This is a genomic window from Brevibacterium marinum, assembly GCF_011927955.1.
GTDB classification, from domain to species: Bacteria; Actinomycetota; Actinomycetes; order Actinomycetales; family Brevibacteriaceae; genus Brevibacterium; species Brevibacterium marinum.
Map to the genome: position 1 here is coordinate 754,250 of NZ_JAATJN010000001.1, position 13,369 is coordinate 767,618.

The following is a 13,369-nucleotide window of genomic DNA, read 5'->3' on the forward strand; positions in this document are numbered from 1 at the left end:
AAAGAAGCAGACAGAATGAGAGCCGACAATGATCTCCCGCCCGGTGGTTTCCGCTGATGCGTCGGGAGCGAGGCACCCGACACGTCCTGAGCCGAGCTCACCCGGTGGTCGTACGGTCACCCACAAGGTGCTCAGTCTGCTCACGACTTTCGAGGACCCCAGGCGCAGTTTCACTCTCACTCAGATGGCCGACTCGGCCGAGGTTCCGCTGAGCACGGCCCACAGGCTGACGAACGAACTCGTGGACTGGGGATTCCTGACGCGAACGGCACAGGGAAAATACCAGTTGGGTCTGCGCATCTGGGAGATGGGCCAGAACGTCGGCCAGCAGCTGCGCGAAACTGCACGACCCTTTACCCAGGATCTCTATTCCCTGACCGGCGAGATCACTCAGCTGGCGATTCGCGATGGTCGCGAGATCCTTTTCATCGATCGTGTCTACGGCACGAAACGTGTTCCGCGCGCTTCTCGTGTAGGCGGTCGAGTGCCGATGCATTCGACGGCGGTGGGCAAGGTGCTTCTCGCTTTCGAAGAGGCATGGGTCCGTGAAGCCTACCTCCAGGGACCGATGGAGCACGTTGCATCGCGCACGGTCATCAATCCTGGTGTCCTGTCGAGACAGCTCGATGCCGTTGCAGACGACGGCTATGCCGTCACCGTCGAGGAACAGCGTCTGGGGACATGTTCGATCGCCGTGCCGGTCTTCCACACCGGGCGCATCGGTGCCGCGCTCGGACTCGTCGTCGCCTCCGACAAGGCTTCGACGTTGACCCGTCACCTGCCTGCGCTGCAGGGCATCAGCAACCGTCTCGAGCAGGCTATCGTGCACATTCCCCTCGAAACCCTGCTCGAGTCACAGTTCGAAGCCCACGATCGCAGCTGACAAGGGCCCGCCGGAACCGACGAGGACGGCGAACCCTTCCCTCAGGGCAGGTCGGCTTCTTTGCCCTCTTCCTGGTGGATGAGCTGGATGAGATTGCCGACGGTGTCGTCGAGGACCGCGGTGGTCGCGGGGCCCATCGTCGTCGGTTCCTGGGTGAAGGTCACGCCGAGGCGGGTCAGCCGTTCGTACTCGGCCTGGACGTCCTCGACGGCGAACTGGTTGATGGGTATTCCGTCGCCACGCAGAGCCTTGGTGTAGGTGTCCGCGGCAGGATGGCCCTTCGGCTCGAGGACGACCTCGACGCCGTTGGTGTCTTCTGGCGAGACCACTGTCAGCCATCGGAAGTCCTCCCCGACGGGTACGTCGACCTTCGGGATGAAGCCGAGCCTGTCTGTGTAGAACTTCAGGGCGCGAGCCTGGTCGTCGACCGGAATGCTGATCCACTGTGCCTTCAAGATGACTCCTCAGTCGTCGTGTGTTCGAAAGTCATGTCGTGTGCTCATTCGAATCGGAGCCGTCGCGACATCCGCTACGCAATCACAATAGGCGGATGATCGTCCCTCGGTCCATTGCAGGACCGACTTTTGAGGCAATCACCAGGAGGCCCGCTCGAATCTCAGCCCCCGCACCGAATGTCGGGTTTTCCCCTCCCGGATAGTGGGAGGACTTCATGGTCGTGCAAGGCTGTTTGCGAAAACATGGAGACATGACAAACACACAGCTTCCCGCGATCATCACATCGGCGAACGTCACCAAGCACTACAACCAGACCTACGCGCTCGCCGGAGTCGACCTGAGCATCGGCCTCGGCGAATCGTTGGCCATCATGGGTCCCTCCGGCTCCGGCAAGACAACCCTCCTGCACTGCCTGGCCGGCATCATCCGCCCTGATGAGGGCAACATTCGCCTCCTGCCCACCGACCGCAGCGCCGCCGCAGAGGTCACATCACTGAAGGAGAAGGGCCGCACCGCACTGCGCCGCGAGGTGTTCGGCTTCGTCTTCCAGCAGGGCCTGCTCCTGCCCGAACTCACCGCCGAGGACAATGTCGCGCTCGCCGCGATGCTCTCCGGCATGAAGCGCCCCGATGCGACTAAGCATGCTCGCGCCTGGCTGCAGCGCCTCGGTCTCGCCGAGCATCTGAGCAAACGAATCGGTCAGCTCTCCGGCGGACAGGCACAGCGCGTGGCCATCGCCCGCGCCCAGGTCACCCAGCCCGTGGTCACCTTCGCCGATGAGCCCACGGGCGCCCTGGATTCCGCCACCTCCACCGAGGTGCTCTCCGAACTCCTGGCGTCGACGTCCGGACGAGGATCCACCCTCGTCGTCGTCACCCACGATGAGACCGTCGCCGCCCGCTGCTCCCGCATCGTTCGCCTGGCCGACGGCCGGATCGTCTCCGACTCGCCGAATCAGCCCCAGCAGGTGCCCAACCCGCAGATGCCCAACCCGCAGGCTCCCAACCAGCAGGGGCCGAATCAGCAGATGCCCAACCAGCAGCCGGCACCGACCCGCTACGAAGCACCCGAGCAGTACGTCCAGAACGCTCCGTACATGCAGAGCAACCGGTGATTCGAACCATGAATATCCTTCCCGTCGTACTGTCCAGGAAATCACTCACTTCGACGACCTCGAAGCTCGTCGCCATCGCCTTCTTCGCCTGCTCGACCCTTTTCCTCACCGTCGCCGGCGGTGCCTGGGCGTTCAACGACCGTCCCGAGGTCTCCGGATACGCCGAGGTGGCCGACCTCTATCGCATGCTCGCGACCTTGGCCACCGTCTTCCTCGTCGTTCCCGCAATCAGCTTGGGGGTCGCCTCGGCGAAGCTGAGCGCGCGTCGACAGGACGAACGTCTGTCCACACTCTCCCTGCTGGGAGCGAAGCCGGGCACCGTTCGGCTCCTGGCGGTCGCCGAGCCCTTCATTCCTGCGGCCGTCGGCATCCTCGCAGGAATTCTCGGATACTTTCTGCTCGCCTACCCGCTCAGCTTTCTCTCCTTCACTGGTGAGTCACTCGGTTACTCCGCGCTGATGATGCCGGTGTGGCTGCTCGCCGCAGTCGTCGTCGGGCTGCTCTTCGTCTGCCTCTTCTCGGCTCTGATCGGCCTGCGCAGGATCACGATCTCACCCCTGGGCGTGCGCACGAGGTCACTGGCCAGGAAGTTCCCGATCGCCCGCATCATCACGGTGGTCGTGCTCGCGGCAGGAATGATCGGGGCGCTTGTCTTCTCCCTCAACCGGAACCTGCCGACGATGACCTATGTCGTCGCCAGCATCGTCACCATCGGCATCGCGCTGCTGCTCATCAACGTCGTCGGCGTTCTCGTCATGCGCATCCACGGATGGTTCAGCAACCAGCTCGCCCGCAGGCCCACAGGGATGATCGCATCCGCGATGATCGCCGATGCTCCCGCGCAGTACTGGCGGCGAGTGGCGGGGCTGGCGATGATCACCTTCATCGCTGTCGTCGGCGGAGCCGGCACGGCGATGATGCGCACAGGCCAGGGAGATCTCACCGCCGAAGAGAAGGCCATCATGGGCCCGTACCAGTACATGTCCGATGACATCTTCACCGGACTCATCCTCACCCTGGCGATCGCATTCGTCTTCATCGTCGTCTCCGCGACCATCAACCAAGCCGCCGACATCCTCGATCGAGCAGCGACGTACCGGGAACTGCATTCGGCCGGAATGACGCAGAAGATGATGCACCGCGTCACCGTCAATGCCGTCATGTCGCCCATCCTGCTCGTCACCCTCGTGTCTCTGGTGCTGGGCGGAATGCTCGCGGCCCTCATGGCTTCGGCGAGCGACCTCGGCGATCCTGTGACCATCGCGGTCGTCGCCTCGGTGCTTGTCGGCGGGGTTGCCATGGTGTGGGTGGGACTGCAGTTCACCCGTCCGCTGGTCCGCAGCGTCACCGCAGTGACCGCCGCGGCATGAGCGCGAGAAGCTGAGAAAGGAGTCCGACGTGTCAACAGCAACCCGAGTCGTCCCCCTCGTCCTGGGCCGCAGGACGCTGTCCTCATCGAGTTCGATCCTGGTGATGAGCGCCTTCTTCGCCTGTGCCACCCTGTTCCTCACCGTGGCCGCCGGGGCATGGATGTTCTTCCAGGCCCCGGCCGGTCCGGACCCGGGCATGGACGGCATGTACAGGTTCCTCGCGAGCTTCGCGACCATTCTGCTCGTCATCCCGGCGAGCACCCTGGCGTCGGCCTCGGCGACCCTGTCCGCCCGTCGACAGGATGAGCGCCTGTCCACGATGTCGCTGCTCGGGGCGAGGCGCTCGTCCATCGTCACCCTGGCTGTGGCCGAGCCGCTGGTGCCCGCGATCTGCGGGATCGTCCTCGGGGTGGTCGGCTACCTGGGACTGGCCTGGCCGGTGAGCCTCATCCACTTCATGGGCCGGCCCATCGGCTACGAGAACATGCTCATGCCGGCGTGGTTGGTGGGCGCCGTCGTCGTGTTCCTCATCCTTGTGTGCATCGTCGCTGCCCTGGTGGGGCTGCGCAAGGTTGCGATCTCGCCCCTGGGCGTGCGGACGAAGGCCCTGGAACGGAAGTTCCCGGTGGTCCAAGTGGTGATGGCAGCCATTGCGATCCTGCTCCTGCCAGTCGTCGTCGGATTGACGAGGAGCGGCGGTTTCGGGGTGGCCGTACTGCTCTCAGGCTTCATTGCGGTCTTTGTCATCGGTCTGCTCGTCGTCGACCTGGTCGGTGGGCTGCTGATCAGGTGGTTCGCCTATCTGAGTGGGAATCGCGCTCAGACTCCGGAACGGCTCATCGCCGCACGTCTGGTCTCCGACGAACCCAAACGCTTCTGGCGCCGAGTCTCCGGCCTGGCCATGACCGCGTTCGTTGCGGCCGTGGGTGGGTCCGGCATCTCCCTCATGCAGCTCGGTCTCGACGCCGCCGACGGACCTGGTTCAGAGATGCGGGACGCGGATCGGTTCCTCTTCCAGGACATCTTCACCGGCGTGATGCTGGTGATGGGCATCTCGATACTGCTCATCGCTGTATCCGCCCTGATCAACCAGGTCGCCGACATCTATGACCGAGCCGACACCTTCCAGGACCTCTATGCCGCCGGTATGGACCCGGGCACGATGCAAGCCGCCATGGTGCGTGCAGTGATGGGTCCGGTCATCTGGGTGTCTCTGCTGGCCGGTGGGCTCGGGCTGGTTCTGGTCCTGCCGTTCGCCGGTGCGGCCCTGGTGCTCAGACCGAGCACGTTCCTGACGATTCTCGCGTCAGTGGCCGTCGGTATTCTCATCATCAGATCGGGACTGCAGCTGGCGAAGCCGATCCTGGTGGCGGTGGCGACGGCAGGTCGTTCACGGGAGTGAGGGCGGCGAACCGAGTGCGCCGGAGTGAGCTTGCGCTCACACCCGGATGCCCCCGCCGAGGTGGGTCCTGGGGTCGGCGATCCAGGTACAGTTGGAGGGCGTTGAAAGCGGGTGTCCGCCGACGAGGTTCGAGAAAGAGGATGACGATTGAGCAGCAATCAGGGGTATGACGGGCTGAGAACCCCGCCGCAGGACGTCGAGGCCGAGCAGAGCGTCCTCGGTGCAATGCTCCTGTCCAAGGACGCGATCGCCGACTGCGTCGAGGCCATGGCCGGCGATGACTTCTACAAGCCGGCTCACGAGACCATCTACGAAGCCGTCCTCGATCTCTACTCGCGAGGCGAACCCGCGGACTCGGTGACGGTGGCCAACTACCTCACGAAGACAGGTGATCTCTCCCGCGTCGGCGGCGCCGCCTACCTGCACACGCTCATCTCCTCCGTGCCGACAGCGGCGAACGCCGGTTACTATGCCGCGATCGTGCGCGAACAGGCGGTGCTGCGTCGCCTGGTCGAGGCCGGCACCCGCATCGTGCAGATGGGCTACGACGCCGAAGGCGACACCGATGAGGTCGTCAACTCGGCTCAGGCGGAGATCTACCAGGTCACCGAGCGCCATACCACCGAGGACTACGTCATCCTGTCCGAGATCCTCGGAGATGTCGCTCAGGAGATCGAACGCAATGGCGACACCGACGGTATGACTGCCGGTGTGCCGTCCGGATTCACCGAATTCGACCTGCTCACCAACGGCTTCCATCCGGGCACGATGATCGTCATCGCTGCTCGCCCAGGTGTCGGCAAGTCGACTCTGGCGCTGGACTTCATGCGCTCGGCGGCGATCCACAACGGCCAGGCTGCCGTGTTCTTCTCCTTGGAGATGGGCAAGAACGAACTCGTCATGCGTCTGCTGTCGGCGGAGTCGGAGATCCCCCTCCAGAATCTGCGCCGAGGTGAGCTGTCTCCGCATGATTGGACGACGTTGGCCGCGACGGAGTCCCGCATCAACGATGCGCCGCTGTTCGTCGACGATTCGCCGAACATGGCGCTGACCGAGATCCGCGCGAAGTGCCGTCGTCTCAAGCAGCAGCACGATCTCAAGATGGTCTGCGTCGACTACCTGCAGCTGATGAGCTCGGGCAAACGAGTCGAATCGCGTCAGCAGGAGGTCTCGGAATTCTCCCGTTCGCTCAAACTGCTGGCGAAGGAACTTGAGATCCCAGTCATTGCGCTCTCGCAGCTCAACCGCGGCAGTGAGCAGAGAACCGATAAGCGGCCGATGATCTCGGACTTGCGTGAGTCCGGTTCGATCGAGCAGGACGCCGATATGGTGCTGCTGATCCATCGTGATGACATGTACGACAAGGAACACGAACGCGCCGGAGAGGCCGACATCATCGTCGCCAAGCACCGTGCCGGTCCGACCGCGGACATCTCTGTGGCCTTCCAGGGTGCGAAGTCCCGGTTCGTCAACATGCCGCAGTAAGACATCTCTTGTAGAGATGCGTCCTACTTTGTACAAATGCTTCGATACATTGGTTACGCCAGAACTGCGTTTTTTGCTTGACTGAATGCGCTGTGCCATGTATCGATTGAGCTCAGGTAAATGTGGACGGTTGGTGAGCAAGGTCACTCTTCTCCACAGAATGTGCTAGACCATTGTTAGCGAGTGGGGTGCTCAGTGTTTTTGCGAGATCGTTCATTCTCATAACGAGGAACGCTTGGTGGACGTTTAAAGTCGACGGTGCCATCCGCAAGTGGCAGTGGTTTAATCGTGCCCCTGGCATTACTTGTCTCCAAGCAGTACGAATCTCTGATTCGCACCGGTAATAATGGAGACAATGAAGCCGCGCAAAGGACTTCCCTGTCTTGCCCAAGCAACGCAAGTAGCCCATCTCGCTCGCCCGCTTGGACTCGGCCACCTCGGCGCGCAGTCGGCTGTTCTCGACCTTAAGATCAACCGATTCGGTCGGCGTGGCTTTGCCCGAGTCCTTGTGCTTGCGCACCCACACGCGCAAAGTTTCCTTGCTCATTCTGAGCTCGTTCGCGACGCGGGTGATTGCCCCATTCGCGGTCTCAGCATCGGCTTGGGCATGGATGACGAGCTCGACGGCTCAAGCCTAGAGCTCGTCGGTGTATTTCACCGGCATGAGAGAATCTCCTTCTTCCAATCTCCCTGCCTCTATGACCACGTGGTGATTCAGTCTCTGCCTCAACTTGCACCCGCTGAGTTCACGGTTCAGGCTGAGGCGAGGCGCCGATGGCGGAGAACTCGCCGGGATCTCCGCTCAAAGCCCGCAACACGGTTCGATGTAACCAATCCAATGCAGATGTGTGCTGCAGAGTCGTGCGCCTGAGCAACGAAATCTCGGCAGGTGGAAGGTCGAAAGGCAGTGGCCGCCATTTCAGCGGCCATGTCGTCGACCAACCATCGGCAATCGACTCGGGAACTATTGCCAACAAACTCTCACAGACACTGAGCAGAGGCGGAAGCGAGGAGAATCGATGAACGGTCACTGCTCCCTCCCAGCCGCCGCCCACCCGAGTGAATGCTGCTCGGAGGTTCGGTGCCCCCGAATCTCCGGCAACGATCGCACGCTCGGCGTCCAAGAGCTGCGCCACCGTCAGTTCACCGGTCGCCAAACCGTTGTTCTGATTCATCAATGCGACGTAGTTCTCGGTCTTGAGGAGCCTCTGATCGAAGTTACCCTTCGGAAGCATCGGAGAGATGGCCAGATCGATGGTGCCGTGCGAGAGCCAAGCCGACAGTTGCGACATGTCTATGGGAACGACCTCCACAGTGACGTTCGGCGCGGTGTCGCAGACTGCGGAGTAGAGGGCGGGAAAGTATCCAACCTCACCCAACTCAGACATCGCGATGCGGAAATGGTGACCCGAAGACTCGGGATCGAACCCGTGCACGGCGTCCAAGGTGCGATCGATGGCCAACAACGATTCGTGGAGCTCAGGGTAGACGCTGTGTGCCAAGGGAGTCGGAGCCATACCTCTGCCGCTTCGCTCGAACAGCGAATCATCCAGACTGCGTCTCAGCCTGCCCAATGCCTGACTGACTGCCGGTTGGGTGAGGAACAGTCGGTTGGCCGCCTCTGTGAGGCTCCGAGTTTCATACACTGCGATGAAGATGCGCAGCAGATTTAGATCCACAGCGTTGCCCGCCTTTGCGTCAGGTGCTAACCGATAAACACAACCCAATAGCTCGTATAAGTAAGTCTAATATTTCATAGTGATCATCATATGTATCGTCTATACAAGCACGCAACACAGTCCCACGAAGGAGTGCCCGTGACCGAATCACTTGCAGAAGCAATCCAGCGCGCAGGCGGAGCAATTTCGCTGCTGCGCAATGCACAGGCAAAACCCACCATCTTCCCTGTGCAGCCCGAGTTCAGTAACTGGCGAACCGAGCAGAGGTCGTGGCGGAAGTCCGTTGCGCTGCTCGACCAGTCGCACCATATGTCCGATCTCTTTATCAAAGGTCCTGACGCGCTGAAGCTGCTCTCCGATGTCGCCGTGAACAGCTTTGAGAAATTCACTCCCAACAAAGCTAAACAGTTCATTGCGGTCAATCACGAGGGCTACCTCATCGGGGATGCCATTCTCTTCTACCTTGAAGAGCAGTCATTCGATCTCGTCGGCTGGCACATGGTTCTGGACTGGCTCCAATACCACGGCGAAACGGGCGACTACGATGTCACTTTCGAGCGTGACGCCAGCTCGGCCGTGCGCAAGGGTGACCCGATCCAGTACCGCTACGAGGTGCAGGGGCCACGGGCACTCGAACTCATGGAAAGAGTGACCGGCGGCGAGGTGCCGCAGACTCGCTTCTTCGGAATGACTGACTTCGTCATCGACGGACTGCAGGTCCGCTCGTTGCGTCATGGCATGGCCGGGCAGCCAGGCTTCGAGCTTTTCGGTCCTTGGGTCGAGGGCGAGCGCGTCCGGTCGGCACTGATCAAGGCCGGCGAAGGTCTCGACCTCGTGCTCGTCGGCTCGAAGGCATACTCGTCATCGAACCTGGAGTCGGCGTGGGTCCCCTCACCCTTCCCTGCGATCTTCAGCGGAGAAGGCACCGAAGAATACCGAAACTGGCTGCCGGCCGATCGTGCAGGCTCCCTCGCCGGAAGCTTCGACTCCGACCGGGTTGAGGACTTCTACCTCACGCCATACGATCTGGGATACGGTCGAAGCGTGAAATTCGATCACGAATTCATCGGCAAGAAGGCACTTCAGCGCCTCGCTGAGAATCCGCCTCGGCAGAAAGTCACCCTGCTGTGGGACCCTTCCGATGTCGCGGCCGCCATCCAGACTCAGTTCGAGTCGGGCGTTCCCGCGAAGTACATCGATTTTCCGAAGTCTCGCTACGGGCAATACCAAGTCGATCGGGTGCTCGTCGATGGCAGAGAAATCGGAATCTCACATGACCCTGGCTACATCACCAATGAACAGGCGTTCGTTTCGTTGGCAAGCGTCGACAACGAATACGCGAAGCCCGGAACCGAAGTGACGATCGTGTGGGGCGAAGACCCGGTCTCTGCGAAGGCGGCGGTGGAAGAACATCGGCAGGTGAGCATCCGCGCGACAGTGGAACCCGCCCCATATTCGGCCTTCGCTCGCGAAAACTACCGCAAGAACTGATCGCCTAACGCCGCTCGCCCCCACGGCCGACTCCATAGCCTCATACCATTTCGCACAGGGGTGAAAGAAATCAGCCGAATCGCATCCGGTGATCAACGGCATTCGCCACGTTCGTACCCGTGACTACGTGAAGGTGCTCGAAGGTGGATAGGTCGAATTCCTTGGACGCGGTTCGGCAGCGATCAATACAGGCAGGGAAAAGGTCTACCCCTCCGAAGTCGAAGAAGGACTGCTTGACTACCCCGGAGTATATGACGTCGCAGTGTTCGGCCTGCCAGACGAAAGTCTGGGTGAGAAAGTTTCGCCAGTCGTGGCAGTACAGAGCGAGGCGAGTGTCACGGTCCAGGATCTGCAGGCCCGGGTGGGTGCAGAACTCGCCGGATACAACAAGCCTCGAGTCATCAGAATCCGCGAGTCTCTGGGCCGGACGCCAGCGGGACAGCTCAATCATGCCCGTGCGAAGGAACTTGCTTCGGACCTCATGGAGCCAGGCCCAGGGGAGGGCGAAGCCGCCGCCACGAAGGAAGAGTTCAGACAGGGGTACAGCGACGGAGCTGAGTCAACCGAGACAAATGTCGCGAATCGGGCGGGTCGATGAGCCGATGTTCTCCGCATCCCGGCCCCCTAGGCTCGATAAGTGAGATGAATCACTGTAAAAGACAGTCGTCACCACGACAGATAAGGGAAGCATCGTGTCGTCCTACACCCCGAAGGTTGAAGGGACCCACGTCTACGACACTCAGATGAGTCGTCAGGGACGAGCCCTCAATAAAATGCTGTACTCACTCAAGAATCCAGAGAATCGCGAACTCTTCATCGCCGATGAGTCCGCGTACTGCGACAAACACGGCCTCAGTGCCGAACAGAAGCTGGCGGTCCTCGACCGCGATTGGAAGAAGATGACCGAGATCGGCGGTTCGATCTTCTACGTCATCAAGCTCGCTGCCATTGATAAGAAGTCGATGCAGGACCTCGGCGGAGTCTTCACCGGGATGAGCACAGAACAGTTCAAGGCTGAGCTGAAAGCAGGAGGACGGAATTTTGGCTGAGATCACCTGGGGACTCGCAACGTCCCACGTACCCTCGATCGGTGCCGCAATGGACAATGAGAAGACGGAGGACGAACTGTGGAAGCCGCTCTTCGACGGCTACCAACCGGCCCGCGAATGGATGGCCGAGCAGAAGCCGGATGTGGCGATCGTGATCTACAACGACCATGCCAACGCCCTCGGCCTGGAGATGATCCCGACGTTCTCGATCGGAACAGCTGAACACTATGATGTGGCCGATGAAGGCTACGGACCGCGTCAGGTGCCGAATATCGTCGGCGACGCTGAACTCTCCGAGCACATCCTCGTCAACCTCGTGGACGAAGGATTCGACATGACTGTGCTGCAGGAACTCGACGTCGATCATGGGCTGACAGTTCCCCTCTCTGTCTATACTCCGAATCCCGGCGATGCCTGGCCCTGCAGGGTCGTGCCGATGCTCGTCAACGTCTTGCAGTACCCACAGCCGACGGCAGACCGCTGCCTGGCCCTCGGCGAAGCCCTCGGGCGTGCCATTCGCTCGTTCCCACAGGACATCAAGGTCGCCGTCTTCGGCACCGGAGGAATGTCCCACCAACTCTCCGGCGAGCGAGCGGGACTGATCAACCAGGAGTTCGACCGCAACTTCCTCGAGAAGATTGAAACCGACCCCGAATCGCTCTCCCAGATCACCCGCGCCGAATATGTCGAGCAGGCAGGTTCGGAAGGAATCGAGATGATCATGTGGCTGATCATGAGGGGTGCACTGGGCGACAACATTCGCCGAGTCCACGACACGTACCATGTGCCGGCTTCTAACACCGCGGCAGCATTGGCACTGTTCGCCGCCGAGAAATCGGCCGAAGAGAATACGGATGCTGCGATTGCGCAGTGATCGATCCGACAACCATGGCAACAGAGCAGTGGGCACCAAGCAATGACTCCGTGCGAGGGCGTGCCGGTACCCACTGTGGCTGTGCATAGGGACCAAGGACTAAGACATGAACGAGCACCAAGCTTCCGACGCTGTCAATGCTGACAGTGTCAATGCGGCGAGTCACTGCAGCTCGACCGCAGCTTCAGTAAGCGGGCAGGTACCCACAGCGCAGGAACGGCGCAAGGTGCTGGGTGCCTCTCTCGCGGGCACCGCCATCGAATGGTACGACTTCTTCATCTACGGGTCGGCCGCCGCAATGATCTTCGGGCCCCAGTTCTTCCCCGCCGGCGACAATCCGATCCTCGGCACCCTCGCAGCATTCGGAACATTCGCCGTCGGCTTCCTCGCCCGCCCTATGGGCGGACTCATTATGGGTCACTACGGCGACCGGATCGGACGCAAGGCCATGCTCCTGGTGTCCATGTTGCTGATGGGATCTGCGACCGTACTCATCGGCCTGCTGCCGAACTACGAGTCGATCGGAATCTGGGCACCCATCCTGCTCGTCGTCCTCCGTCTCCTCCAGGGAATCGGCGTCGGAGGCGAATGGGGCGGCGCTGTGCTCATGGCGGTTGAGTACTCGCCGAGCAATCGTCGGGCTCTCTACGGAGCATTCCCACAGATGGGTCTGCCGTTGGGCATCATCGGAGCCAACCTCGTCTTCATCGTGGTGTCGAACATCATGTCGCCCGAGGCCTTCCAGAGCTGGGGTTGGCGCGTGCCGTTCCTCATCAGTGCACTGTTGGTGATCATCGCAATGTGGATTCGCCTTCATGTCGAGGACTCTCCAGCGTTCAAGAGCGTCAAGCAGAAGAAGACTGTTTCCAAGGCACCCATGATCGACCTGTTCCGCAAGCACACGGGGACCGTGCTGTTGGCCGGAGCCATCTCGATCGCATCTCCCGCCCTCGGCTACATGTATTCGGTGTGGATGCTGTCCCATCGTGAGAATCTCGGTACGGACGGCGTCTCCCAGAATGTCATGTTGGCGCTGATCCTCTGGGGTGCGGTCTGTCACCTCGTCACGGTGGCGCTCGGAGCAGTTCTCGCGGACAAATTCACGCAGAAGTCGGTGTTCCTCTGGGGAGCAGGCCTACTGGTGGTTTGGGCCTTCCCCTTCTTCTGGCTCATCGACACCGGCAACTGGCTCTCCATCGCCGTTGCCTTCGCAGTGCTGCTGTTCGTTCAATCCTTGATGGCCGGCCCTCAGGCTACCCTCATCGCCGAACTCTTCCCCGCCGAAGTCCGCTACTCCGGGGCGTCGGTGGCCTATCAGATCGGATCGATCTTCGGAGGTGGGTTCATGCCGCTCATCGGCACTGGCCTCTACGCCGCATTCCACAGCTCGACGCCAATCGCCCTCTACCTCTTGGCGATGGGGCTGATCAGCTTCATCGCGATGGCTGCGCTCAAGGTCGGGGTGCACCGAGCGTCGGCCGACAGCATATGAATCGGCGGGCCGTTTCGTCGGAGCCCGGCGCTCACCCCACAACGACAGCAAACACACAACGATACGGAGGCAGA

At 61.3% G+C, this 13,369-nt stretch carries 13 protein-coding genes; 10 read left to right on the forward strand and 3 right to left on the reverse strand.

The genetic code is table 11. The features are described 5' to 3' along the window. The first annotated feature begins 28 nt into the window (after positions 1–28). Positions 29–883 carry an IclR family transcriptional regulator gene (locus BKA07_RS03280; protein ID WP_167949633.1) on the forward strand — a complete coding sequence of 285 codons (855 nt, stop codon included), beginning with the start codon at positions 29–31 and terminating at the stop codon, positions 881–883. Between the two features lie 41 nt (positions 884–924). Here BKA07_RS03280 and BKA07_RS03285 read toward each other — a convergent pair whose 3' ends face one another. Then, positions 925–1,338, reverse strand: coding sequence for a VOC family protein (locus tag BKA07_RS03285; RefSeq protein ID WP_167949634.1), 414 nt, complete (start codon positions 1,336–1,338; stop codon positions 925–927). 251 nt (positions 1,339–1,589) lie between these two features. On the opposite strand from BKA07_RS03285, the gene BKA07_RS03290 reads away from it, so the two are divergent. The 4 genes from BKA07_RS03290 (at position 1,590) to dnaB (ending at position 6,710) form a co-directional block, all read left to right on the forward strand. Then, positions 1,590–2,453, forward strand: coding sequence for an ABC transporter ATP-binding protein (locus BKA07_RS03290; RefSeq protein WP_245161820.1), 864 nt, complete (start codon positions 1,590–1,592; stop codon positions 2,451–2,453). 8 nt (positions 2,454–2,461) lie between these two features. Then, positions 2,462–3,823 carry an FtsX-like permease family protein gene (locus BKA07_RS03295; RefSeq protein ID WP_209043847.1) on the forward strand — a complete coding sequence of 454 codons (1,362 nt, stop codon included), beginning with the start codon at positions 2,462–2,464 and terminating at the stop codon, positions 3,821–3,823. Between the two features lie 28 nt (positions 3,824–3,851). Further along, the gene (locus BKA07_RS03300) at positions 3,852–5,225 is read left to right on the forward strand and encodes an FtsX-like permease family protein (protein WP_167949635.1); all 1,374 of its coding nucleotides are present in this window, start codon (positions 3,852–3,854) and stop codon (positions 5,223–5,225) included. A gap of 147 nt (positions 5,226–5,372) precedes the next feature. Beyond that, positions 5,373–6,710 carry a replicative DNA helicase gene (gene dnaB, locus BKA07_RS03305; protein WP_167949636.1) on the forward strand — a complete coding sequence of 446 codons (1,338 nt, stop codon included), beginning with the start codon at positions 5,373–5,375 and terminating at the stop codon, positions 6,708–6,710. Between the two features lie 112 nt (positions 6,711–6,822). Here the strand turns inward: dnaB and BKA07_RS19885 are convergent, their stop codons facing one another. Then, positions 6,823–7,323, reverse strand: a complete 501-nt coding sequence (locus tag BKA07_RS19885; protein ID WP_425339348.1) for a transposase — start codon at positions 7,321–7,323, stop codon at positions 6,823–6,825. A 133-nt stretch (positions 7,324–7,456) separates the two neighbouring features. Beyond that, on the reverse strand, positions 7,457–8,389 hold the full coding sequence (locus tag BKA07_RS03310; protein ID WP_167949637.1) for a LysR family transcriptional regulator: 933 nt from the start codon (positions 8,387–8,389) through the stop codon (positions 7,457–7,459). 138 nt (positions 8,390–8,527) lie between these two features. On the opposite strand from BKA07_RS03310, the gene BKA07_RS03315 reads away from it, so the two are divergent. The 5 genes from BKA07_RS03315 to BKA07_RS03335 all read left to right on the forward strand — a co-directional run bounded on the left by BKA07_RS03315 (position 8,528) and on the right by BKA07_RS03335 (position 13,295). Next, complete coding sequence (locus BKA07_RS03315) at positions 8,528–9,880, forward strand: aminomethyl transferase family protein (RefSeq protein WP_342448980.1); 1,353 nt, start codon at positions 8,528–8,530, stop codon at positions 9,878–9,880. 181 nt (positions 9,881–10,061) lie between these two features. Then, entirely contained in the window at positions 10,062–10,478 is a 417-nt protein-coding gene (locus BKA07_RS19890; protein WP_167952825.1) for an AMP-binding enzyme, read from the forward strand. A 94-nt stretch (positions 10,479–10,572) separates the two neighbouring features. Then, entirely contained in the window at positions 10,573–10,929 is a 357-nt protein-coding gene (locus BKA07_RS03325) for a protocatechuate 3,4-dioxygenase (protein ID WP_342448981.1), read from the forward strand. Continuing rightward, positions 10,922–11,803, forward strand: a complete 882-nt coding sequence (locus BKA07_RS03330; protein WP_167949639.1) for a class III extradiol dioxygenase subunit beta — start codon at positions 10,922–10,924, stop codon at positions 11,801–11,803. Before BKA07_RS03325 ends, BKA07_RS03330 begins: the two co-directional genes overlap by 8 nt. A gap of 106 nt (positions 11,804–11,909) precedes the next feature. After that, positions 11,910–13,295 (forward strand): MFS transporter, encoded by a 1,386-nt coding sequence (locus tag BKA07_RS03335; RefSeq protein ID WP_167949640.1) that lies wholly within the window; start codon positions 11,910–11,912, stop codon positions 13,293–13,295. Positions 13,296–13,369 lie beyond the last annotated feature (74 nt).

What these genes read in the sequence shown, in the direction of transcription:
- BKA07_RS03295 (WP_209043847.1), top strand. Translation starts at nt 2,462, where the DNA reads ATGAATATCCTTCCCGTCGTACTGTCCAGGAAATCACTCACTTCGACG.
- BKA07_RS03290 (WP_245161820.1), top strand. Translation starts at nt 1,590, where the DNA reads ATGACAAACACACAGCTTCCCGCGATCATCACATCGGCGAACGTCACC.
- BKA07_RS03335 (WP_167949640.1), top strand. Translation starts at nt 11,910, where the DNA reads ATGAACGAGCACCAAGCTTCCGACGCTGTCAATGCTGACAGTGTCAAT.
- BKA07_RS03280 (WP_167949633.1), top strand. Translation starts at nt 29, where the DNA reads ATGATCTCCCGCCCGGTGGTTTCCGCTGATGCGTCGGGAGCGAGGCAC.